The organism is Streptomyces sp. NPDC091972 (assembly GCF_044756385.1).
Classification (GTDB): Bacteria; Actinomycetota; Actinomycetes; order Streptomycetales; family Streptomycetaceae; genus Streptomyces.
In genome coordinates this window covers 135,225-157,842 of record NZ_JBIVSV010000016.1, presented here as the reverse complement: position 1 = coordinate 157,842, position 22,618 = coordinate 135,225, and the positions used below count along the sequence as shown (strand labels likewise).

Below are 22,618 nucleotides of genomic sequence, written 5' to 3'. Positions count from 1 at the left end.
GCTTTGTTTGATTCCGATGGTGACTTTGGTGGGAGTTTATGGTTACATGTGTTTAGTTATGTTTGAGTGAAGGAGCGCAGCGGTGAAGAAGACCTCGACCCGGCTGGCCGACGGTCGCGAGCTCATCTACTACGACCTGCGCGACGACACCGTCCGCGACGCCGTGGACCGGCGGCCCCTGGAGCGGACCGTCACCACGTCCGAGGTCCGACGGGATCCGCTGCTCGGCGACTCCGTGGCCGTCGCCTCGCACCGGCAGGGCCGCACGTACCACCCGCCCGCCGACGAGTGCCCGCTGTGCCCCTCGCAGGGTGAGCGGCTGAGCGAGATCCCGGACTCGTCGTACGACGTCGTGGTCTTCGAGAACCGTTTCCCCTCGCTGGCCGGCGACTCGGGGCGCTGTGAGGTCGTCTGCTTCACCTCGGACCACAACGCGTCCTTCGCCGACCTCACCGAGGAGCAGGCGCGGCTCGTCCTGGACGCGTGGACCGACCGGACGTCGGAGCTGTCGCATCTGCCCTCCGTGGAGCAGGTCTTCTGTTTCGAAAACCGGGGTGCTGAGATCGGTGTGACCCTGGGTCACCCGCATGGCCAGATCTACGCCTACCCGTTCACCACCCCTCGCACCGCACTGATGCTGCGTTCTCTCGCGGCCCACAAGGAGGCGACCGGAGGGGAGAACCTCTTCGACGCCGTGGTGGACAGCGAACTCGCCGGCGAGCGGGTCGTCCTGGAGGGCGAGCACTGGGTCGCCTTCGTGCCCTACGCGGCGCACTGGCCGTACGAGGTGCACCTGTACCCGAAGCGCCGGGTGCCGGACCTGCTCGGCCTCGACGAGGAGGCCCGCACAGAGTTCCCCCAGGTCTATCTGGAACTCTTGAGGCGCTTCGACCGGATCTTCGGCGAAGGTGAGCCGCCCACGCCGTACATCGCCGCCTGGCACCAGGCGCCGTTCGGCCAGCTGGAGGAGTTCGAGGGCGTGAGCCGTGACGACTTCGCTCTGCACCTCGAGCTTTTCACCATTCGTCGCACGTCCGGCAAGCTGAAGTTCCTCGCGGGCTCCGAGTCGGGCATGAACGTCTTCATCAACGACATCCGTCCGGAAGCCGCGGCACAGCGACTGCGAGAGGTAGCGAGTTCATGAAGTACCTGGTGACAGGTGGCGCGGGATACGTCGGCGGTGTCGTGGCCCAGCACCTGCTGGAGGCCGGCCACGAGGTCGTCGTCCTCGACAACCTCTCCACCGGTTTCCGCGAGGGCGTCCCGGCCGGGGCCGCCTTCATCGAGGGCGACATCCGCGACGCCGCCAAGTGGCTGGACCCCTCCTTCGACGGCGTGCTCCACTTCGCCGCGTTCTCGCAGGTCGGCGAGTCGGTCGTGAAGCCCGAGAAGTACTGGGACAACAACGTCGGCGGGACGATGGCGCTGCTCGGCGCCATGCGCGAGGCGGGCGTGAAAAAGCTCGTCTTCTCCTCCACGGCCGCCACCTACGGGGAGCCCGAGGAGGTGCCGATCGTCGAGTCGGCGCCGACCAGGCCCACCAACCCCTACGGCGCCTCCAAGCTCGCCGTCGACTTCATGATCACCAGCGAGGCGAACGCGCACGGCCTCGGTGCCGTGTCCCTGCGCTACTTCAACGTCGCGGGCGCCTACGGCAAGCAGGGCGAGCGGCACGACCCCGAGTCGCACCTCATCCCGCTGATCCTCCAGGTCGCGCAGGGCAGGCGCGAGGCGATCTCCGTCTTCGGCGAGGACTACCCCACCCCGGACGGCACCTGCGTGCGCGACTACATCCACGTCGCCGACCTGGCCGACGCCCACCTCCTCGCGCTGAAGGCGGCGCAGCCGGGCGAGCACCTCATCTGCAACCTCGGCAACGGCGAGGGCTTCTCGGTCCGCCAGGTCATCGAGACCGTCCGCAAGGTCACCGGGCACCCGATCCCCGAGGTCGTGGCCCCGCGCCGGGACGGCGACCCGGCCACCCTGGTCGCCTCCGCCGCCACCGCCCGCGAGAAGCTGGGCTGGAACCCGACCCGCGCGGATCTCGCGGGGATCGTCGCGGACGCCTGGGAGTTCGCGCAGTACATCGCGAGGGAGCAGTAGTGGAGCAGGTGCAGCGTGGTTTCGTGGAGCTCTACGGAACCGAGCCCGAGGGTGTCTGGTCGGCGCCGGGCCGCGTCAACCTCATCGGTGAGCACACCGACTACAACGACGGCTTCGTGATGCCCTTCGCGCTGCCGCACACCGCGGTCGCGGCCGTCTCCCGGCGCACGGACGGCGTCCTGCGCCTGCACTCGGCCGACGTCGAGGGCGGTGTCGTGGAGCTGCGCCTCACCGACCTCGCCCCGGAGAGCGACCGGAACTGGACCGCCTACCCGGCCGGTGTCGTCTGGGCGCTGCGCGAGGCCGGGCACCCGGTCACCGGCGCGGACGTCCACCTCGCCTCGACGGTCCCGGCGGGCGCGGGCCTGTCCTCCTCGGCGGCCCTGGAGGTCGTCGTCGCCCTCGCGCTGAACGACCTGTTCGGCCTCGGCCTCCAGCGCTGGCAGCTGGCCCGGCTGTGCCAGCGCGCCGAGAACGTCTATGTCGGCGCCCCCACCGGGATCATGGACCAGACCGCGTCCGCCTGCTGCGAGGACGGCCACGCCCTGTTCCTCGACACCCGGGACCTCGCCCAGAAGCAGATCCCCTTCGACCTCGCCGCCGAGGGCATGGTCCTGCTGGTCGTCGACACCCGGGTCAAGCACGCCCACAACGAGGGCGAGTACGGCAAGCGCCGCGCGGGCTGCGAGCGGGGCGCGGCCCTGCTCGGCGTGGACGCGCTGCGGGACATCCCCTACGGCGAGCTCGACGCGGCCCTGGAGCGACTGGGCGACGACGAGGAGGCCGTACGCCTGGTGCGGCACGTGGTCACCGAGGACGAGCGGGTCGAGAAGGTCGTCGCCCTGCTGGAGTCGGGCGAGACCCGTGCGATCGGACCGGTGCTGGTCGCCGGACACGCCTCGCTGCGCGACGACTTCCGGATCTCCTGCCCGGAGCTGGACCTGGTCGTCGACACCGCCCTCGCCTCCGGTGCCCTGGGCGCGCGGATGACCGGCGGCGGCTTCGGCGGTTCGGCGATCGTGCTGGCCGAGGCGGCCGACGTGGAGACGATCACCAAGGCGGTCCAAGAGGCCTTCGCCGCAGCCGAGTTCACCGCTCCGCGGGTGTTCGAGGCGGTGCCGTCGGCGGGGGCGCGACGCCTGGCCTGAGACCGGCTGACCGCTGTTTTGCCCGGCTTGATCCGAACTTGGGGAAAGCCGGGCCTCTCCCTGGCATACGCGCCAGTAGCGTCGGAGCGTGAGTCGCGGGCGCCTTCGTATCCTGTCGGCGATCGGCACCGGCTGCTACGCGCTCGCCGCGATCGCCGGCTTCTTCGTCCTGGCGGACCACCAGGGCTGCGCACTCCTCGTGCCCCTGTGGATCGCGCACGGTGTGCTCCTCGCCGTGCTGCTGACGAAGCTGTGCGCGGACCAGACGGGGCTGCCGGCCGCGCTGCTGGTGGTGGGGGCCTCCCTGGCGGCCGTGCACGTCGCCGACCAGGCCCGCGACGAGCTCACCCTGGACCGGCGGGGCGAACGGGTCACCGCCACCGTCGTACGGGACTGGCCCGCCCCGGACACTGGGCGGGAGGCGGACACCTACGACTACGCCCTCGCGCGCCGCGACGGCACCAGGCTCCCGGGCCCCGCCCTCCGGGCCGCGTCCGGCAGCTTCGCCGTCGGACAGACCGTCACCGTGCTCGCCGACCCCGCGGGCGCCCTGCGCCCCCGGCTCCCGGACGACACGGGCGCGACCGGGGAAGTCCTGGGCGTAGCGGCGTTCGCGCTGATCGCGCTCGGCGTCGTCGGGGCCACGGCCCGCCGGGGTGCGCTCGTCGCCCGCCGACGGGAGGAGCGGGCCAGGGTGGCGGAGCAGGAGCACACGCTCCGGGAGGCGCTGCGCACGGCCTCGGCCGACGACCACGGGTTCGTCGAGGTCCACCCCGCGCACTACCCCGACGTCCCCCACCGCCGCGCGGCCGGCATCGCGGGGGAGCTGGGCATGGAGCCGGCGGACGAGCCGGGCTCGTGGCGTTTCAGGCGGTGAGCCGCTTGGTGAGGGTGTACTCCGTGATCCCCGGCGGATAGTCCGGGATCACGCACACCACCTCGTACCCGTGCTTCCGGTAGAAATCCGGCGCCTGGAAGTCCCAGGTCTCCAGGCGTACGGAGGCACAGCCCCGCTCGTCGTGCGCCGTGCGCTCCGCGTGTGCGAGCAACTGCGAACCCAGGCCCGCCCCGCGGTGCCGTCCGTCGACCCACAGATGGGTCACGTGCAGCCAGCTCGTCCAGGTGTGGCCGACCAGTCCGCCCGCCAACGCGCCGGAGTCGTCCAACGCCCAGACGTGGAGCGGAAGTTCCCGTTCACCTGGGGTTCCGCGCAGTGCGCGCAGGACCGGGGAGGCCGCCGTGTTGGTCTCCAGCAGCCGTTTGCGGAGCAGATCCCGCCGGGCTTTGTCGACTTCTGTCTCCAGACGAAACATGCGGCTCACCATAAACGCACCGGACAGCCAGTTCTGCAAATAACCTTCCGCTCCTGGCCCCCGGCCGTACCCTGATGAACAGCACCGGTGGGGGCCGGTGCTGTGCATCAGGGGGCGAGACGGTCGGGTACGGCGCCCGAAGTGGGGGTAGCAGTTCTTGCACGGCGGCGGCCGTGCGGCCATCGTGCTTCGGGCGTCGTGCCCGCGACGGTGTCGTCTCCCGAGTCGTCCTCAGTCGAGGACGACGGGGTATCCCCTGCTCTTCGAGAGCTTGGGGAAGGGGGTTTCGTGGTTCGCATCCGAGTCCTGGTCGTCGACGACCATCGCATCTTCGCCGAGTCGCTCGCCGCCGCGCTGGCGGCCGAGCCCGACGTGGAGGTCTCCGCGGCCGGCAGCGGTCCCGCCGCGCTGCGCAGTCTGGAGCGCGCGGCCGCCGAGGGCCGCCGTTTCGACGTGCTGCTCGTCGACGCCGACCTGGGCGGCAACGTCCAGGGCATCAGGTCCGCCATGTCCGTGCAGGACGGCGGCGAGGACGGTCTCGTCGACGGCATCTCGCTGGTCGCCGGGGTCCGCACGGCGCAGCCCGCGGTCCGGATCGTCGTGCTCGCCGAGAAGGACGACCCGCGCCGGGCCGCGCTCGCCCTCCAGGCCGGCGCCTCGGGCTGGGTCGCCAAGGACTGCTCGCTGTCCCGGCTGCTCACCGTCATCCGGGGGGTGCTGCGCGACGAGACCCATCTGCCGCCCGCCCTGCTCACCGGCGTGCTCAGGGAGCTCACCGCGGCCCGCAAGCACCGCACCGAGAGCGAGCGGCTGGTGGAGTCCCTCACCCCGCGCGAACGGGAGGTGCTGCGCTGCATGGTGGCCGGTCTCGGCCGCAAGGCGGTGGCGGAGAGACTGTTCCTGTCCCCGCACACCGTGCGCACCCACATGCAGAACGTCCTCGGCAAGCTGGGCGTGCACTCCACCCTGGCCGCCGTCGCCCTGGCGCGGCGCGCGGGCGTGGGCCCGGTCGACCTAGCCGGGGATGTTGTCGAACGGGGCGGTCAACTGGCGTAGCAGTCCGGCCAGTTCCCCGCGCTGGGCGCGGGAGAGCTCGGCGAGGATCGCACGCTCCTGCTCCAGCAGACCGGCGAGGGCCTGGTCCGCGCGGTCCTTGCCGTCCTCGGTGAGCCGGACCAGCACCCCGCGCCGGTCGCTCGGGTCGGGCAGCCGCTCCACCAGGCCCTTCTTGGCCAGCCGGTCGATGCGGTTGGTCATGGTGCCCGAGGTGACCAGCGTCTGCGTCAGCAACTGCCCCGGGGAGAGCTGGTACGGCGTCCCCGCGCGCCGGAGCGCGGTCAGCACGTCGAACTCCCAGGGCTCCAGGCTGTGCTCCGCGAAGGCGAGCCGGCGCGCCCGGTCCAGGTGCCGGGCCAGTCTGCTCACCCGGCTGAGCACCTCGAGCGGTTCCACGTCGAGGTCAGGGCGCTCCCGGCGCCACGCAGCGACCAGCCGATCGACCTCGTCCTCCATGACGATCAGTGTAGTGGTTGTGTCGACATGAAGTCTCTTGATGTCGAGTGTCTTGACGTCAAGAGAAGCGCCGGGGAAGGTGAGAGACATGACGACCCCCACCTGGGACCCCGCCCAGTACCTCCGCCACGCGGACCACCGCGCCCGCCCCTTCACCGACCTGCTCGCCCGCATCCCGGACCCGCCCGGGGACCGGCCCCTGATCGCCGACCTCGGCTGCGGCCCCGGCAACGTGACGGCGCTGCTCGCCGCCCGCTGGCCCACGGCCCGGATCACCGGCTACGACAACTCCGCCGAGATGCTCGACAAGGCACGCGTCGAGTACGCCGGCCCCACCCCCGGCGGCGGCCGCCTCGACTTCGCCCACGCGGACGTCCGCACCTGGACGCCCGCGCGGCCGTACGGCCTCATCGTCAGCAACGCCACGCTCCAGTGGGTGCCGGGGCACGTGGAGCGCTTCCGGGCGTGGGTGGCGGGACTGGCGCCGGGCGGCACCTTCGCCTTCCAGGTGCCCGGCAACTTCGACTCCCCGAGCCACCGGCTGATGCGCGAGCTCGCCGAGCGCGCCGGGCTCGCGCACACCCTGCGCCACGAGGACGCCGTCCGCACGCCCGAGGCCTACCTGGCGGAACTGGCCGACCTGGGCTGCGCGGTGGACGCCTGGGAGACGACGTACGTGCACCTGCTCCAGGGCGAGGACCCGGTCCTCGACTGGGTCAAGGGCACGGGCCTGCGCCCGCTCCTCACCGCCCTCGCCGACGACCCGCCGGCCCGGGAGGAGTTCCTGACCGCCTACCGGGCGGCTCTGCGCGAGGCGTACCCGGCGGGACCGCACGGCACGCCGTTCCCCTTCCGCCGCGTCTTCGCCGTCGCCCGCAAGGAGGGCTGACACCTGCAAGGAGGGCTGACGCCCGCGACCCCGTCGGGACGCGGCTGGATTTCTCTGTTTGACCGGCGATGGCCGGGTCACCCGCAGTGAAGACCGCGGAGTCTGCAATCGCTGGGAGTGAGAACGGTGGCAGGAGACCAGAAGGCCAAGGCCAAGAAGGAACAGGCCAAGGGCAAGGCCAAGGAGGCCGTGGGGCGCGCGCTCGGCAACGAGAGCATGGAGGCCGAGGGCCGCATGGCGCAGTCCAAGGGCGACGCGCGCCAGGCCAAGGAGAAGGCGAAGGACACCTTCAAGCACTGACGGCACGGACGACGCACCGGCCCGGGCACCCCTAGGTGCCCGGGCCGTCGTGCGGTCCGGCTCAGCTCTTCCTGCGTCCTATCAGGCGGGGCTTGGCCTCCAGCCCGTCCAGGCCGTGCCAGGCCAGGTTCACCAGGTGCGCCGCCACCTCCGCCTTCTTCGGGCGGCGCACGTCCAGCCACCACTGACCGGTCAGGGCGACCATGCCGACCAGTGCCTGGGCGTACAGCGGGGCCAGCTTGGGATCGAAGCCGCGCCGCTTGAACTCGCGGCCCAGGATGTCCTCCACCTGGGTCGCGATGTCCGAGATGAGCGAGGCGAAGGAACCCGTGGACTGGGGGATCGGGGAGTCGCGGACCAGGATGCGGAAGCCGTCCGTGTACTCCTCGATGTAGTCGAGGAGGGCGAAGGCGGCCTGTTCGCACAGTTCCCGGGGGTGGCCGGCGGTCAGGGAACTGGTCACCATGTCCAGCAGGCGCCGCATCTCACGGTCCACCACCACCGCGTACAGGCCCTCCTTGCCGCCGAAGTGCTCGTACACCACCGGCTTGGAGACGCCGGCCTTCGCCGCGATCTCCTCCACCGACGTGCCCTCGAAGCCCTTCGCGGCGAAGAGCGTGCGACCGATCTCCAGCAACTGCGCGCGGCGTTCGGCCCCCGTCATCCGGGTGCGCCGGGCTCGCCGCGGCTTCGCTTCGCTGCTCGGGGTACTGCTGGAGTCGGTCGCCACGGCGTCCATCATGCCGCCTCGACGGTCTCCTCCTTGCGCCGGGAGCCGTCCCCGTCCGTGTTCCGGCGCGAATCGATACGCGAGCGTGACGGCCAGCGCACGTCGTACGCCCAGCCGAGCATCTCGAACCAGCGGATGATCCGCGCGGAGGAGTCGAGCTGACCCCGCATCACCCCGTGCCGCGCCGACGTCGGGTCGGCGTGGTGCAGGTTGTGCCAGGACTCGCCGCAGGACAGCACGGCCAGCCACCACACGTTGCCCGAGCGGTCCCGCGACTTGAAGGGCCGCTTGCCGACCGCGTGGCAGATCGAGTTGATCGACCAGGTCACGTGGTGCAGCAGGCAGACCCGGACCAGGGAGCCCCAGAAGAACCCGGTGAAGGCGCCCCACCAGGACATCGTCACCAGACCGCCGATCACGGCGGGCAGGGCGAGGGAGAGCATCGTCCAGTAGATGAACTGGCGGGAGATCGCCCGGATCGCCGGGTCCTTGATCAGGTCCGGCGCGTACTTGTCCTGCGGGGTCTGCTCCTCATCGAACATCCAGGCGATGTGGGCCCACCACAGGCCCTTGATCAGTGCCGGGACCGTCTCCCCGAACCGCCACGGCGAGTGGGGGTCGCCCTCGGCGTCGGAGAACCTGTGGTGCTTGCGGTGGTCGGCCACCCACCGCACCAGCGGCCCCTCGACCGCCAGTGATCCCATGATCGCCAGCGCGATCCGGAGCGGCCGCTTGGCCTTGAAGGAGCCGTGTGTGAAGTAGCGGTGGAAGCCGATCGTGATGCCGTGGCAGCCGAGGTAGTAGAAGAAGACCAGAAGGCCCAGGTCGAGCCAGCTCACGCCCCAGCCCCAGGCCAGCGGCACCGCCGCGAGCAGGGCGAGGAACGGAACGGTGATGAAGAGGAGCAGCGTGATCTGTTCGATCGAACGCTTCTGCTCACCGCCCAGTGTCGCGGAGGGCGGAGTCGAGCCGTCGGGCGCCTTCGGGGCGTCTGCGATCACATCGGAGCGCGTGGTCATGGGCGTCCCCTGTGGGGTTTCGAGGGTTGAGAACAGATGCCGGGCTGCGGGAGTCCTTCCCGGGTTCCGTGACGACGGTCCCTACGGTTCCGTAACCTACGGCGTCGTAAGTATGGCAGTGCGGCGCCCGGCGACAAGAGCCCGAGAGTCTGCGCGTCCGCATGGACACCTATCCTTGGAGTCGGTCGGACAGCGCGGTCCGCTCTGATTTCTTCCCGGATGACCCGGCCGTATGCGGCGGCTGCCGCACGACCGCGCTCCGGGTTCCCCTCCCGGACGAGCTTCAACACTGCAAGGAGCCGCACCTGTGAGCAGTGCCGACGACCTGACTACGAGCGCCACGTCGACCAGTACCGAGCTGCGTGCCGACATCCGCCGGCTGGGCGATCTCCTGGGCGAGACCCTCGTCCGCCAGGAGGGCCCCGAGCTGCTGGAACTCGTCGAGAAGGTGCGCCGCCTCACCCGAGAGGACGGCGAGGCCGCCGCCGAGCTGCTGCGCGGCACCGAACTGGAGACCGCCGCCAAGCTGGTCCGCGCCTTCTCCACCTACTTCCACCTGGCCAACGTCACCGAGCAGGTGCACCGCGGCCGTGAACTGCGGGCCCGGCGCGCCGCCGAGGGCGGACTCCTCGCCCGTACGGCCGACCGCCTCAAGGACGCCGACCCCGAGCACCTGCGCCAGACCGTCGCCAACCTCAACGTCCGCCCGGTCTTCACCGCCCACCCCACCGAGGCCGCCCGCCGCTCGGTGCTGAACAAGCTCCGCCGGATCGCGGCCCTCCTGGAGACCCCGGTCATCGAGGCGGACCGGCGCCGCTACGACACCCGTCTGGCCGAGAACATCGACCTCGTCTGGCAGACCGACGAGCTGCGCGTGGTGCGCCCCGAGCCCGCCGACGAGGCCCGCAACGCCATCTACTACCTCGACGAGCTGCACGCCGGCGCGGTCGGCGACGTCCTGGAGGACCTGACGGCGGAACTGGAGCGTGTCGGCGTCAGAATCCCCGACGCCACCCGCCCCCTCACCTTCGGCACCTGGATCGGCGGCGACCGCGACGGCAACCCCAACGTCACGCCCCAGGTCACCTGGGACGTCCTGATCCTCCAGCACGAGCACGGCATCAACGACGCCCTGGAGCTCATCGACGAGCTGCGCGGCTTCCTGTCGAACTCCATCCGCTACACCGGCGCCACCGAGGAGCTCCTGGAGTCCCTCAAGGCCGACCTGGAGCGCCTGCCGGAGATCAGCCCCCGCTACAAGCGCCTCAACGCCGAGGAGCCGTACCGGCTCAAGGCCACCTGCATCCGGCAGAAGCTGGAGAACACCAAGACCCGGCTGGCCAAGGGCATCCCGCACGAGGACGGCCGGGACTACCTCGGCACCAGCGAGCTGCTGCACGACCTGACCCTCATCCAGACCTCGCTGAGGGAACACCGCGGCGGGCTCTTCGCCGACGGCCGGATGAACCGCACCATCCGCACCCTCGCCGCCTTCGGCCTCCAGCTGGCCACCATGGACGTCCGCGAGCACGCCGACGCCCACCACCACGCCCTCGGCCAGCTCTTCGACCGGCTCGGCGAGGAGTCCTGGCGGTACGCGGACATGCCCCGCGAGTACCGGGCCAAGCTGCTCGCCAAGGAGCTGCGCTCGCGCCGGCCCCTCGCGCCCACCCCGGCCCCGGTCGACGCGGCCGGCGAGAAGACCCTCGGCGTCTTCCAGACCGTGAAGCGGGCCCTGGAGGTCTTCGGACCCGAGGTCATCGAGTCGTACATCATCTCGATGTGCCAGGGCGCCGACGACGTCTTCGCGGCGGCGGTGCTGGCCCGTGAGGCCGGTCTGCTCGACCTGCACGCCGGGTGGGCGAAGATCGGCATCGTGCCGCTCCTGGAGACCACCGACGAGCTCAAGGCCGCCGACACCATCCTGGAGGACATGCTCTCCGACCCGTCGTACCGCAGGCTCGTGGCCCTGCGCGGCGATGTGCAGGAGGTCATGCTCGGCTACTCCGACTCCTCCAAGTTCGGCGGCATCACCACCTCGCAGTGGGAGATCCACCGCGCCCAGCGGCGCCTGCGTGACGTGGCGCACCGGTACGGCGTGCGCCTGCGCCTCTTCCACGGCCGCGGCGGCACCGTCGGCCGCGGCGGCGGCCCCTCGCACGACGCGATCCTCGCCCAGCCCTGGGGCACCCTGGAGGGCGAGATCAAGGTCACCGAGCAGGGCGAGGTCATCTCCGACAAGTACCTCGTGCCGTCCCTGGCCCGGGAGAACCTGGAACTCACGGTCGCCGCCACCCTCCAGGCGTCCGCCCTGCACACCGCGCCCCGCCAGTCCGACGAGGCCCTGGCCCGCTGGGACGCGGCGATGGACGTCGTCTCGGACGCCGCGCACGCCGCCTACCGCAGGCTCGTCGAGGACCCCGACCTGCCGACGTACTTCCTCGCCTCGACGCCCGTGGACCAGCTCGCCGACCTGCACCTGGGCTCCCGGCCGTCCCGCCGCCCCGGCTCGGGCGTCTCCCTGGACGGGCTGCGGGCCATCCCGTGGGTGTTCGGCTGGACCCAGTCCCGCCAGATCGTGCCCGGCTGGTTCGGCGTCGGCTCCGGCCTGAAGGCGCTGCGCGAGGCGGGCCTGGACACCGTGCTCGACGAGATGCACGAGCAGTGGCACTTCTTCCGCAACTTCATCTCCAACGTCGAGATGACGCTGGCCAAGACGGACCTGCGGATCGCCGCCCACTACGTCGACACCCTCGTCCCCGAGGAGCTGCGGCACATCTTCGACACCATCAAGGCCGAACACGAACTGACCGTCCGCGAGGTCCTGAAGATCACCGGCGAGGACGAACTCCTCGACGCCGCCCCGGTCCTCAAGCAGACCTTCGCCATCCGCGACGCCTACCTGGACCCGATCTCCTACCTCCAGGTGGCGCTGCTCAAGCGCCAGCGCGAGGCGGCCGCCGCCGGTGAGCAGCCCGACCCGCTGCTCTCCCGCGCCCTGCTGCTGACCGTCAACGGCGTCGCCGCGGGCCTGCGCAACACCGGCTGACCCCCGCACACGCGAAAAGGCGGTGCCCCCGGATTCCGGGGGCACCGCCTTTTCGGTACGTCAGGCCCGGCGCCGCCGGACGACGAGGTAAGCGCCCGCCGCCAGCAGCGCGGCCGCGACCCCGGAGAGCAGGCCGACGGGAGCGCCGTTGCCGGTCTCGGCGAGGTCACCGGTGGTGCCCTGCGCGGAGGCGGAGGAAGAAGCCGACGGGGAGGTCCCGGGCTCGGTGGAGCCGCCGCCGGCGGACTCGCTGGGCTCGGCGCTGGGGGAGGCCGATCCGCCCGTTCCGGGGGTGCCGGAGGGCGAGGTCGTCGGCGTGGCCGTCGTACCGCCGCCCTGCTCGTCCTCGCAGTCGGTCCAGAAGACCTTGTGCTTGGCGGCGCCCTTCTCCCCCTCGAAGTTCCAGAACAGCTTGTAGTGACCGTCGGGCAACGACAGGTCCTCCGTGCGGCCGTGGCCCTCGGAGTCCAGCGTGATCTCGCCGGACTTCACGGTCTCGCCCTTGACGTCGGCCGTCGGGGCCCAGGCCTCGATGTGCCAGTCGACCTCCTGGACGGCGTCGAAGCCGAAGGCGTCGAGGTAGAAGGTGCAGACGTGCGGCTCGTTCTTGCGGAGCTCTTCGCCGGTGGTGGCGTCGTGGATCTTCACGGTTCCGTTGTCACCGGGAGCGGTGGCGTGGGCGGCCGGGGCGACCAGGAGGGCCGCCGAGGCGACGGCGGACAGGACGCCGAAGCGGGTGAGGGTGCGCATGGGGCAGTAGTCCATCTTCGAGAGTGGAACGGGAAGATGTGGAGGGGGCGGCTCAGCATCCAGCCGCGACTGACCTCTGGTCAATCACGAACAGACAACACTCTCGTTCTCCACAGGAACCGACAACGGCGAAAGCCCTCAGATGGTCACGAAAGCCGCCGTGAGCAGTGCCGTCCCCGACCCCGCCAGCACCCACGCGAGCCCGCTCCTGCGCAGCCCGCCCGCCACGACCACCGACGCGAGCAGCAGCGCCCCGCCCATCGGCACCCAGGCGTACAGCACCCCGGCCGTCCCCGACCGCACGACCTCGGCACTGCCGGGCTTCACCACCACCGGGTAGGTACGGCCCTTCCGGACGGCCACCGACTTCTCGATGACGACCCGGTCGCGCGCCACGGACCCGTGCGACAGGGGCGTGTACGGACCGCTGCACATGTCCTGCGCGCACCGGGTCACCTCGACCGTGCCGCGCTCCCGCCCCTTGGTCAGCATCACGTACTGCGCGCTGCCCCAGGACCCCCACACCCCCGCCACCAGGATCAGCAGCGTGACCGTCCCCATCGACGCGAGCCGTCCGAACCGCAGCGCGGCGACCGAGGCCCGGCGGGCGGTGGGGGCGGTGGCAGGCATGGCCGGGATCATTGGCCATGGGCCTGCGCGGGGTCAACTCGGGCCCGGCGCACCGGGGGACAAGTCAGGAGTTATACGTGCTTTGCGCCCGCTCAAGACCCTCGGTCACCAGCGCCTCCACCGCGTCGGCCGCACGGTCCACGAAGTAGTCGAGCTCCTTGCGCTCGCTCGACGAGAAGTCCTTCAGCACGAAGTCCGCGACCTGCATACGGCCCGGCGGGCGCCCGATCCCGAACCGCACCCGGTGGTACTCCGCCCCGAACGCCTTCGTCATCGACTTCAGCCCGTTGTGGCCGTTGTCCCCGCCGCCGAGCTTGAGCCGCAGGACGCCGTAGTCGATGTCGAGCTCGTCGTGGACCGCCACGATGTTCGCGACCGGCACCTTGTAGAAGTCCTTGAGCGCGTTCACCGGTCCGCCGGACAGGTTCATGAAGGACATCGGCTTGGCCAGCACGACCCGCCGGCCGGCCGGCCCCGGCGGCCCGATCCGCCCCTCGACGACCTGCGCCTGCGCCTTCCCGGCCCGCTTGAACCGGCCCCCGATCCGCTCGGCCAGCAGATCGGCCACCATGAAGCCGACGTTGTGCCGGTTGGCGGCGTACTCCGGCCCGGGGTTGCCGAGGCCGACGATCAGCCAGGGGGCACCTGCAGGGGTGGTCACGTCCATGTCTCCTCACGTGCAACAGCCGCCGCCCCCCTCAGGGAGCAGCGGCTGGAGCCTATACGGCGAGCGCTCGGGCTCAGGCCTCGGCGGCCTCGTCGCCCGCGGCCTCTTCGCCCTCCGACTCCTCGGCCTGCGCGGCCAGCACCTGGAGGACGACGGTCTCACCGTCGACGGCCAGCTTGGTGCCCTTCGGCAGGGTGATGTCCTTGGCGAGGACGGAGTCGCCGGCCGTCAGACCCTCGATGGAGACGGTGACGGACTCGGGGATGTGCGTGGCCTCGGCCTCGACCGGAAGCGCGTTCAGGACGTGCTCCAGCAGGTTGCCGCCGGGGGCCAGCTCGCCCTCGGTCTGGACGAAGATCTCGACGTTGACCTGCTCGCCGCGCTTGACCAGCTGAAGGTCGACGTGCTCCAGGAAGCCCTTGATCGGGTCGCGCTGCACGGACTTCGGGATCGCCAGCTCGTTGGTCTTGCCGTCGATGTCCAGGGAGATCAGGACGTTCGGCGTGCGCAGCGCCAGCAGCAGGTCGTGGCCCGGGAGGGTCAGGTGCAGCGGGTCGGAACCGTGGCCGTACAGAACACCGGGAACCTTGTTGTCGCGGCGGATGCGACGGGCGGCACCCTTGCCGAACTCGCTGCGGGTCTCGGCGGTGAGCTTCACCTCGGACATGCGGATCACTCCTCGTGAATCAGGAACGGACGTGGTCACCCGGCCACGAACGGCCTGCTACGAAGAGCGCGTCGATAACGGACCGCCGCATCCATGGATACGGCCTCCCTCGCCGAGCAACTCGTGCAGTCTACTCAGCGCGGGAGGCCGCAGAAAAATCGATCATGCAGAAGCGTTTTTACGCCTCCGGTCTCGCCTCACTGCTCGTCGAAGAGGCTGGTGACCGACCCGTCCTCGAACACCTCGCGCACCGCGCTCGCGATCGTCGGCGCGATCGACAGCACCTTGATCTTGTCCAGGTCGTGAGCCAGCTCACCCGGCGTCGGCAGCGTGTTCGTGAAGACGAACTCGCTCACCCGGGAGTTCTTCAGCCGGTCCGCCGCCGGACCGGACAGCACACCGTGCGTGGCCGTCACGATGACGTCCTCCGCGCCGTGCGCGAACAGGGCGTCCGCGGCCGCGCAGATGGTGCCACCCGTGTCGATCATGTCGTCCACCAGGACGCACACGCGGCCCTTGACCTCACCCACCACCTCGTGGACGGTCACCTGGTTCGCCACGTCCTTGTCACGCCGCTTGTGCACGATCGCCAGCGGCGCGCCCAGCCGGTCGCACCAGCGGTCCGCGACCCGCACCCGGCCCGCGTCCGGGGACACGACCGTCAGCTTGTCCCGGTCGACCTTGCGGCCCACGTAATCCGCCAGCAGCGGCAGCGCGAACAGATGGTCCACCGGGCCGTCGAAGAAGCCCTGAATCTGGTCGGTGTGCAGATCGACGGTCAGGATCCGGTCGGCACCGGCCGTCTTCATCAGGTCCGCGATCAGCCGCGCCGAGATCGGCTCACGGCCGCGGTGCTTCTTGTCCTGGCGCGCGTAACCGTAGAACGGCACGATGACCGTGATGGAGCGGGCCGACGCACGCTTCAGCGCGTCGATCATGATGAGCTGCTCCATGATCCACTGGTTGATCGGAGCCGTGTGGCTCTGGATCACGAAGCAGTCGGCGCCCCGCGCCGACTCCTGGTAGCGGACGTAGATCTCGCCGTTCGCGAAGTCGAAGGCCTTGGTCGGGACGACCCCGACACCCAACTGCTGGGCGACCTCCTCGGCAAGCTCGGGGTGGGCGCGGCCGGAGAAGAACATCATCTTCTTCTCGCCGGTCGTCTTGATCCCGGTCACAGCACTGTCTCCTCAGAGGTGTCTCAGCCACATGCCGACAGACCGCGCCGCTGGGCGCGACGGGCCGTCCTGGCTGGTGGGGTGCGGGTGTGCACTTATCACGGTACGACGACTTCGGCGCACCTGTTTCCGGTCAGTCCTCGCTCGCGCCCTCCCGGGAAGCCGCCTCGGCGGCCTTCGCCGCCGCGCTCCCCGGACGCTTCCGGGCCACCCAGCCCTCGATATTCCGCTGCTGGCCACGGGCCACGGCCAGCGAACCGGGCGGCACGTCCTTCGTGATCACCGACCCTGCGGCCGTGTACGCCCCGTCCCCGACCGTGACAGGCGCCACAAACATGTTGTCCGAACCCGTGCGGCAATGCGACCCGACCGTCGTGTGGTGCTTGTCCTGACCGTCGTAGTTCACGAACACGCTCGCGGCACCGATGTTCGTGTACTCGCCGATCGTCGCGTCCCCGACATAGGAGAGATGCGGGACCTTCGTCCCCTCACCGATGGAGGCGTTCTTCGTCTCCACATACGTCCCGATCTTGCCCTTCGCACCCAGCCGGGTGCCCGGCCGGAGATAGGCGTACGGCCCCACGCTCGCACCCGCCCCGATGTGGGCGCTGTCGGAGACCGTGTTCTCGACCCGGGCGCCGGCTTCGACGACCGTGTCCTTGAGACGGCTGTGCGGACCCACCTCGGCACCCTCGCCGACATGGGTCGAACCCTGCAACTGCGTGCCCGGGTGGACGACGGCGTCCCGGCCGAAGGTCACGGTGACGTCGACCCACGTGGTCGCCGGGTCCACGACGGTGACGCCGGAGAGCATGGCGGCCGTCAGCAGCCGGTCGTTGAGGATCCGCCGCGCCTCCGAGAGCTGCACCCGGTTGTTGATCCCGGCGATCTCGCGGTGGTCCGCCGCGACACAGGCACCCACCCGATGCCCGGCCTCGCGGAGGATCCCGAGGACGTCGGTGAGGTACTCCTCGCCCTGGGAGTTGTCGGTGCGCACCTTGCCCAGCGCGTCCGCCAGCAACTGCCCGTCGAAGGCGAACACCCCGGAGTTGATCTCCCGGATCGCCCGCTGCGCCTCGGAGGCGTCCTTGTGCTCGACGATCGCGGTCACGGCACCCGACGTCTCGTCCCGCACGATCCGCCCGTACCCCGTCGCGTCCGGCACCTCGGCGCTCAGCACCGTGACGGCGTTGCCGTCCGTGGAGTGCGTGGCGGCAAGGGCGTTGAGGGTCTCGCCGGTCAGCAGGGGGGTGTCCCCGCACACGACGACGACGGTCCCCTCGAGGCGGCCGCCGAGCTCCTCCAGCGCCATCCGCACGGCGTGCCCGGTGCCGTTCTGCTGCGCCTGCACGGCCGTTCGTACGTCGGCGGCGGTGCCGGCGAGGTGGGCGGTGACCTGCTCCCGGGCGTGCCCCACGACCACGACGAGGTTCTCGGGGTCCAACTCACGGGCGGCGGCGAGCACATGCCCCACCAGGGAACGGCCGCACAGCTCGTGCAGGACCTTGGGTGTGGCCGACTTCATACGGGTGCCCTCACCCGCTGCGAGAACGACGACGGCTGCCGGGCGAATGGCGCTCACGGGATGCCCTTCGGCTGTGGAGGGGGTGGGGTGACATCCGCAGGATACCGGGGCGTTTCCGGGGGGACATGAGAGCGGGCCCTGACAGTGCTGTCAGGGCCCGGACGACGCGTGGCTCCCCCGCCAGGACTCGAACCCGGACAGATGGCACCAAAAGCCACAGTGCTGCCAATTACACCACGGGGGAACAAGCTCGACTAAACCGGACATTTAGTCTGGCCGTCGAGTGGCGGCTCCTACTATGCCGTACCAGGCGCCCTCCATGCGACGGTACAGATCGGCGCTCTGCCGGACGTAAATCACGAGGCAGCCGCGATAGGTGTCTCCGGTGTTCTTGCGAACCGTCCGGGGGTTGTGCCGTTTCAGGGTGGTCCTGCTGAATGCCGACGTGTCCACACCGGCGATGTCGGCCCAGAACTTCTCGGCGGCCTCCACGTCTGCGGTCTCGTGAATGCTCACGCGCAGGGTCAGGCGCTCCCTCCGCACCCCCAGGAACTCGAGCCAGCGCAGGAAGAGCCTGATCACATTGGGGTCGCTGTTGATGAACTTCAGCACCTCGGTCCGACGGTGCGGCTTGTCCTTGGCGCCCTCGGCCCAGTAGAGGGCCACGCCCGCGAAGAAGAGCTCGCGGTCCGACAGTTCGCCGACGGCCGCTGCCGCAGCAGCCTTGGTCGCTCGGCGCTCTTGATCCCGGGAATCGCGCAGGCGTACCAGGCCGGCGTTCATGCGTGCGCGCTGCTCTTCCGGTGTGCACTTGGGCTCCGGCTTCGGCAGATCCCGAACCCAGAGCGAGACCGAACTCCTGGAGCAGCCCAGCTCCGCCTCGATCCGGTCGTATGTCCAGCCCCGGAGGCGGAGTTCCCGGGCCCTGGCTCGTAGGTCGTCCTTCGCGTTGGGGCGCTTCGTCCATTGCGGAGGCGGCTCGCCCTTCACCAGGCGGTGCAGGATGTCGTTGTTGAAGATCTTCAACTCGTCCCGGATCTGTCGAAGGCTGTAGCCCTGTCGCCGCAGCGCGACCGCCCGCTCCCGCAGTCCTTCGAAATCCGCGTACTTGTTCTCTGGGTGTGCCATGGGCATACCGTCCGGGCGGAATCCGATCTTCCGGGCTCGAACGGTGAGCGATTCGGCAGTTCGAGGGATATCGGGCTGTTCCGTAGTCGAACGGTCACTCGATGTGGTGCGGGTCGGTCGTCGGAAAGTCACCGGAAAACCTGCGGGGGCCGAAAGTAGGCTGGAGGCATGACCACGACGGGGGAAGACACCACCGCGGCACTGAAGGGGCCGTGGTGGTGGGCACGGTGGCGCAGCGCCGTGCTGGACGCGGGTCTGGCGTCGGCGTCCGCGGTGGAGTGCGCGTTCGAGGGGATCCGGTTCGCGAAGGACGCGGGGATCCCGGTGGCCGCGGGGATCGTGTTCGGTGTGCTGGCGGGTTCGGTGCTGGTCGTCCGGCGCAAGTGGCCGATCGCCGTCGTGCTCGTGAGCATCGCCATCACGCCCGCCCAGATGGGCTATCTGATGGGCATCGTCGGCCTGTACACGCTCGCCGCGTCCGAGTTGCCGCGCCGGATCATCGGCTCACTGGCGGGCATGTCCCTCGTCGGGATGCTGATCGTGATGTTCGTGCGGGTGCGGCAGGACATGGCGCACGGCGAGCTGGATCTGGGGGACTGGTTCGTCCCGTTCGCGTCGATCACCACCGCGATCGGGATGACCGCGCCGCCCCTGCTGCTCGGGCTGTACGTGGGGGCCCGGCGCCGGCTCATGGAGAGCCTGCGGGAGCGGGCCGACGACCTCGAACGGGAACTCCAGCTGCTCGCCGAGCGGGCCGAGGAGCGTGCGGAGTGGGCGCGCAACGAGGAGCGGACCCGTATCGCCCGCGAGATGCACGACGTCGTCGCGCACCGGGTGAGCCTCATGGTGGTGCACGCGGCTGCCCTGCAGGCCGTGGCCCGCAAGGACCCCGAGAAGGCCGTGCGGAACGCGGCGCTGGTGGGGGACATGGGACGGCAGGCGCTGACGGAACTCCGGGAGATGCTCGGGGTGCTGCGCAGCGGCGACGGGTCCGGGCGCCAGGAGCGGTCGGCGGTTCCGCTGGTCACGGTCGGGGTGGCGGCGGCCGCCGCGGTCTCCCGTGTCGTGGAGGAGACCGACGGACCCTGTCTGGACGACCTGGAGACGCTGATCGGGCAGTCGGCCGCCGCGGGCATGGCCGTCGACCTGTCCGTGGAGGGGGACGTGCGGTCGTACGGGGCGCAGATCGAGCAGACGGCGTTCCGGGTGGTGCAGGAGGCGTTGACCAACGTCCACAAGCACGCGGCGGGCGCCAAGACGCACGTGCGGCTGGCGCACCGGGTGTCGGAGATCGCGATGCAGGTGGAGAACGAACCGCCGCCCGAGATGTCTGCCCTCGCCTCGGCCCGGTTGCCCTCGGGGGGCAACGGCCTGGTGGGGATGAAGGAGCGGGTCTCCGCGCTGGGCGGGGTGTTCGTGTCGGGGCCGACGGAGGCGGGGGGTTTCCGGGTGTCGGCGGTGATTCCGGCGGCCTAGGGTGCCGGGGTGTCAGCCCGCGGTGAGGCGGGCCGGTTCGATGCCGGTGACGAGGCCGGCCAGGGCCTGGTCGATGTCGGGGCCGAGGTACCAGTCGCCGGTGTGGTCCAGAGCGTAGACGCGGCCCTCGGTGTCGATGGCGAGCAGTGCCTGGGTGTCGGTCTCGGCGCCGAGCGGGCAGACCTCGGTGTCCAGGGCGCGGCCCAGGTCGGCGAGGGTGCGGGCCATGTGGAGGCCGTGCAGGGGATCGAGGTGGAGGTGGGCCGGGGCGACCTGGCGGCCGGGGCCGGTGGGGGTCAGGTGCAGTCCGCCGAACTCGGCCCAGGCCTCGACGGCGGCCGGGAAGACGGCGTGCCGGTGTCCGGCGGGTGAGATGTGCTCGCGCAGGGTGTCGGCCCAGATCTCGGCCTGCTTTATGTCCCAGCGTCCGGGCTGCCAGCCGGCGGCGCGCAGGGCGGCGTCGACGGGGACGGGGAAACGGGTGGTGCTGGTGCGGTCGGGGTGCATCTGCCCTTCGCGTTCGTCGAGGTCATGGAGGGGCGCCGGGGTGTGCTTCGGGGCGCCGTCGTGCGGGTGGTGCGGTGCTGGGGTCGGGGTGGGTGCTGCGGGTCGTGCGGGTCGTGCGGGTGGGGGGTGGTCAGCCGCCGTTCGCCGTCGGGTCCACGATGCGGACGCCGAAGTGGGCGCTGAGGGCGGTGCAGGCGCGGCAGGGGGCGGCGAAGCTGCCGTGCAGCGGGTCGCCGTCCTCGCGGATGCGGCGGGCGGTGAGCTTGGCCTGCTTGAGGGCGCGGCGGGCCTCTCCGTTGGTCATCGGCTTGCGGGCGGCGCGCTTGCTGCGGGCGGCGTCGGCTGCGGCGATGTGCCGCGATATGAGCATGGTCTCGGCGCAGCGGCCGGTGAAGCGGTCGCGCCGGTCGCTGCCGAGCGTGTCGAGGAAGTCCTGGACGAGCGGGTGCAGCGGCGGCGGCTGGTCGCCGCGGGCGGCGGTGGAGGTGAGGGTGGCGCCGCGCACGGAGAGGGCGGCGGCAACGGTGGGCAGTATGCCGTCGCGACGGTGGCGGAGGGTGGGCGCGTGGGGTCTCTCGGCGCTGCTCCAGTCGATGCGGGGATCGCCGTCGAGGCCCGCGTGCGGGCCGCCGTTCGTGCCGGCCGTCATGCCCGTGCGCGGTCCTGTGTGCGGTCCCGTCTGCGTCGTGTTCATGATCGTCATCCCCTCCCGTGCATCCCCCCGGAGGTCACAGACTGCCAAATGGCGTGGCTGGTGCGGAAGCTGGGGCGGTGCGACACGCCCGGGTTCGGGCGGGCCGTCACGATGGGGTGACGGCTGGTCACGGAAGCGGAGGGAGCCGGGCCGGTGCCCGGTGACCGGTGTCGTCGTACCGCATAGGCTGTCGGCACCGCGATCCAGGTGGTCGCCGCGATGCGCGCGGTTGACGCGTGGAGACGGACGAGACAGTCGATACGGCGCGTGGCGGCCCTGCATTGCCCCAGGGGGTCGCCGCGGGTCGTACCAGAGCGCCGCAGGGGGCTTTCGCCATGACGACAGGTCGGCTCGGGCAACAAGCCGCGCCGCCGAACGCGGCCTACGCCGGGCAGGTCGTGCACTTTCCGGACCCGGTCCGGGCCGCGCGTCATCCCAGAGGGGTGCGGGTGGACGAGCGTGGCTACCCCGACTTCTCCCCCTACGCGCGTGCCGCCGCGGAGATCGCCGAGCCGCCGGAGGGTTTCGGGGTCGACGAACTGCGGCTGACGGACTACGTGTCGGCGAACGCGGCGCTCGCGGCGACCGGTCACGAGCTGTGGGACACGGTGCCCGCGGTGGCGACGCCGCACGGCTGGACCTGGCATCACGTGGTGGGTTCGCGGCGCCTGGAACTGATCCCGGTCGAGGTGAAGGCGCTGCTGCGGCACCACGGCGGGATCGCGACGACCCGGGTCGACCAGAACAAGCGGGGCACACGGCCGTTGCAGGAGACGCGGCCGGCGCACTTCGGGCTGCCGAAGTCGTCGCTGGCGGTGACGGAGTCGCAGGTGCAGGGGGTCGAGGAGGACCTCGGCTACCGGCTGCCCGGCGCCTACCGCTCCTTCCTGAAGGCGGCGGGCGGATCGGCGCCGGTGGGGGCCGCGCTGGACGCGGAGCTGGGACTCCTGGTCGACCAGCCGTTCTTCACGGTCCGCGACGAGGCGGCGGTCAACGACCTCGTGTACGTCAACAAGTGCCTGCGGGACCACCTGACGAAGGACTACCTCGGTGTCGGCTTCGTCCAGGGCGGGCTGCTGGCCGTGAAGGTGAAGGGCGCGGCGATCGGATCGGTCTGGTTCTGCGCCTACGACGACGCCCGTGACGTCGATCCCGCGATGCGGCCGGCCGAGCGGGTGGAACGCCTTCTGCTGCCCTGCGGTGCGGACTTCGACGTGTTCCTGTCCCGACTGGCCGGCAACCCGCCGGAGTTGGAGACGGTGGCGAACCTGATGGTGGACGGCGGGTTCGCCCGTGCCGTTCCCGTGTCTTCTTCCGTGTCGGGGGAGTGAGC

Annotated in this window: 23 protein-coding genes and 1 tRNA gene; 10 read left to right on the top strand and 14 right to left on the bottom strand. The window is 70.8% G+C overall.

Going from position 1 to position 22,618, the window contains the following annotated elements; all coding sequences use genetic code 11:
• Window positions 1-82 precede the first annotated feature (82 nt).
• From galT to ACIQJT_RS36425, 4 genes are all read left to right on the top strand, one after another.
• Window positions 83-1,144, top strand: coding sequence for a galactose-1-phosphate uridylyltransferase (gene galT, locus ACIQJT_RS36440; protein ID WP_402649992.1), 1,062 nt, complete (start codon window positions 83-85; stop codon window positions 1,142-1,144).
• On the top strand, window positions 1,141-2,103 hold the full coding sequence (gene galE, locus ACIQJT_RS36435; protein WP_365451880.1) for a UDP-glucose 4-epimerase GalE: 963 nt from the start codon (window positions 1,141-1,143) through the stop codon (window positions 2,101-2,103). The genes galT and galE overlap by 4 nt, the downstream gene beginning before the upstream one ends.
• Window positions 2,103-3,251: a galactokinase gene (gene galK / locus ACIQJT_RS36430; RefSeq protein WP_365451878.1), complete on the top strand. Its 1,149-nt coding sequence runs from the start codon at window positions 2,103-2,105 to the stop codon at window positions 3,249-3,251. Before galE ends, galK begins: the two co-directional genes overlap by 1 nt.
• Window positions 3,252-3,339: 88 nt before the next feature.
• Window positions 3,340-4,128: a hypothetical protein gene (locus ACIQJT_RS36425; protein ID WP_402649991.1), complete on the top strand. Its 789-nt coding sequence runs from the start codon at window positions 3,340-3,342 to the stop codon at window positions 4,126-4,128.
• Here the strand turns inward: ACIQJT_RS36425 and ACIQJT_RS36420 are convergent.
• A complete protein-coding gene (locus ACIQJT_RS36420; RefSeq protein WP_402649990.1) occupies window positions 4,118-4,576 on the bottom strand; it encodes a GNAT family N-acetyltransferase in 459 nt (152 codons plus the stop codon). The genes ACIQJT_RS36425 and ACIQJT_RS36420 overlap by 11 nt on opposite strands.
• 276 nt (window positions 4,577-4,852) lie before the next feature.
• On the opposite strand from ACIQJT_RS36420, the gene ACIQJT_RS36415 reads away from it, so the two are divergent.
• Window positions 4,853-5,620, top strand: a complete 768-nt coding sequence (locus ACIQJT_RS36415; protein ID WP_365451872.1) for a response regulator transcription factor — start codon at window positions 4,853-4,855, stop codon at window positions 5,618-5,620.
• Here ACIQJT_RS36415 and ACIQJT_RS36410 read toward each other — a convergent pair.
• Window positions 5,579-6,076 carry a MarR family winged helix-turn-helix transcriptional regulator gene (locus tag ACIQJT_RS36410; protein ID WP_007382615.1) on the bottom strand — a complete coding sequence of 166 codons (498 nt, stop codon included), beginning with the start codon at window positions 6,074-6,076 and terminating at the stop codon, window positions 5,579-5,581. The genes ACIQJT_RS36415 and ACIQJT_RS36410 overlap by 42 nt on opposite strands.
• Before the next feature lie 88 nt (window positions 6,077-6,164).
• Here ACIQJT_RS36410 and ACIQJT_RS36405 point away from each other — a divergent pair, with 88 nt between their 5' ends.
• Both ACIQJT_RS36405 and ACIQJT_RS36400 read left to right on the top strand, forming a co-directional pair.
• Complete coding sequence (locus tag ACIQJT_RS36405) at window positions 6,165-6,965, top strand: trans-aconitate 2-methyltransferase (protein WP_402649989.1); 801 nt, start codon at window positions 6,165-6,167, stop codon at window positions 6,963-6,965.
• A gap of 126 nt (window positions 6,966-7,091) precedes the next feature.
• Complete coding sequence (locus ACIQJT_RS36400) at window positions 7,092-7,265, top strand: CsbD family protein (RefSeq protein WP_078960073.1); 174 nt, start codon at window positions 7,092-7,094, stop codon at window positions 7,263-7,265.
• Window positions 7,266-7,326: 61 nt separating this feature from the next.
• On the opposite strand, the gene ACIQJT_RS36395 is transcribed toward ACIQJT_RS36400, so the two are convergent.
• The gene (locus ACIQJT_RS36395) at window positions 7,327-8,007 is read right to left on the bottom strand and encodes a TetR/AcrR family transcriptional regulator (protein WP_053851352.1); all 681 of its coding nucleotides are present in this window, start codon (window positions 8,005-8,007) and stop codon (window positions 7,327-7,329) included.
• Entirely contained in the window at window positions 8,004-9,014 is a 1,011-nt protein-coding gene (locus tag ACIQJT_RS36390) for a fatty acid desaturase (protein ID WP_365451868.1), read from the bottom strand. The genes ACIQJT_RS36395 and ACIQJT_RS36390 overlap by 4 nt, the downstream gene beginning before the upstream one ends.
• 307 nt (window positions 9,015-9,321) lie before the next feature.
• On the opposite strand from ACIQJT_RS36390, the gene ppc reads away from it, so the two are divergent.
• Entirely contained in the window at window positions 9,322-12,063 is a 2,742-nt protein-coding gene (gene ppc, locus ACIQJT_RS36385; protein ID WP_365451867.1) for a phosphoenolpyruvate carboxylase, read from the top strand.
• Between the two features lie 60 nt (window positions 12,064-12,123).
• On the opposite strand, the gene ACIQJT_RS36380 is transcribed toward ppc, so the two are convergent.
• The 8 genes from ACIQJT_RS36380 to ACIQJT_RS36345 form a co-directional block, all read right to left on the bottom strand.
• Window positions 12,124-12,813, bottom strand: a complete 690-nt coding sequence (locus tag ACIQJT_RS36380) for an LPXTG cell wall anchor domain-containing protein (protein WP_402650021.1) — start codon at window positions 12,811-12,813, stop codon at window positions 12,124-12,126.
• A 138-nt stretch (window positions 12,814-12,951) separates the two neighbouring features.
• Window positions 12,952-13,455: a hypothetical protein gene (locus ACIQJT_RS36375; protein WP_365451866.1), complete on the bottom strand. Its 504-nt coding sequence runs from the start codon at window positions 13,453-13,455 to the stop codon at window positions 12,952-12,954.
• A gap of 52 nt (window positions 13,456-13,507) precedes the next feature.
• Window positions 13,508-14,110: an aminoacyl-tRNA hydrolase gene (gene pth / locus ACIQJT_RS36370; protein ID WP_402649988.1), complete on the bottom strand. Its 603-nt coding sequence runs from the start codon at window positions 14,108-14,110 to the stop codon at window positions 13,508-13,510.
• 73 nt (window positions 14,111-14,183) lie between these two features.
• The gene (locus tag ACIQJT_RS36365) at window positions 14,184-14,777 is read right to left on the bottom strand and encodes a 50S ribosomal protein L25/general stress protein Ctc (RefSeq protein ID WP_053851346.1); all 594 of its coding nucleotides are present in this window, start codon (window positions 14,775-14,777) and stop codon (window positions 14,184-14,186) included.
• Window positions 14,778-14,974: 197 nt separating this feature from the next.
• Window positions 14,975-15,955 (bottom strand): ribose-phosphate diphosphokinase, encoded by a 981-nt coding sequence (locus tag ACIQJT_RS36360; protein WP_053851345.1) that lies wholly within the window; start codon window positions 15,953-15,955, stop codon window positions 14,975-14,977.
• Between the two features lie 133 nt (window positions 15,956-16,088).
• Window positions 16,089-17,537 (bottom strand): bifunctional UDP-N-acetylglucosamine diphosphorylase/glucosamine-1-phosphate N-acetyltransferase GlmU, encoded by a 1,449-nt coding sequence (gene glmU, locus ACIQJT_RS36355; RefSeq protein WP_402649987.1) that lies wholly within the window; start codon window positions 17,535-17,537, stop codon window positions 16,089-16,091.
• Window positions 17,538-17,649: 112 nt separating this feature from the next.
• Window positions 17,650-17,724 (bottom strand) — tRNA-Gln (locus ACIQJT_RS36350).
• Window positions 17,725-17,747: 23 nt separating this feature from the next.
• A complete protein-coding gene (locus tag ACIQJT_RS36345) occupies window positions 17,748-18,608 on the bottom strand; it encodes a hypothetical protein (protein WP_402649986.1) in 861 nt (286 codons plus the stop codon).
• Between the two features lie 168 nt (window positions 18,609-18,776).
• Between ACIQJT_RS36345 and ACIQJT_RS36340 the strand changes: the two genes are divergently transcribed.
• A complete protein-coding gene (locus tag ACIQJT_RS36340) occupies window positions 18,777-20,084 on the top strand; it encodes a histidine kinase (protein WP_365451860.1) in 1,308 nt (435 codons plus the stop codon).
• 12 nt (window positions 20,085-20,096) lie between these two features.
• Here ACIQJT_RS36340 and ACIQJT_RS36335 read toward each other — a convergent pair whose 3' ends face one another.
• On the bottom strand, window positions 20,097-20,591 hold the full coding sequence (locus ACIQJT_RS36335; protein ID WP_365451859.1) for an SUKH-3 domain-containing protein: 495 nt from the start codon (window positions 20,589-20,591) through the stop codon (window positions 20,097-20,099).
• Window positions 20,592-20,721: 130 nt separating this feature from the next.
• Window positions 20,722-21,294, bottom strand: a complete 573-nt coding sequence (locus ACIQJT_RS36330; RefSeq protein ID WP_365451858.1) for a YwqJ-related putative deaminase — start codon at window positions 21,292-21,294, stop codon at window positions 20,722-20,724.
• A 326-nt stretch (window positions 21,295-21,620) separates the two neighbouring features.
• On the opposite strand from ACIQJT_RS36330, the gene ACIQJT_RS36325 reads away from it, so the two are divergent.
• Window positions 21,621-22,616, top strand: a complete 996-nt coding sequence (locus ACIQJT_RS36325; protein WP_402649985.1) for an SMI1/KNR4 family protein — start codon at window positions 21,621-21,623, stop codon at window positions 22,614-22,616.
• Window positions 22,617-22,618 lie beyond the last annotated feature (2 nt).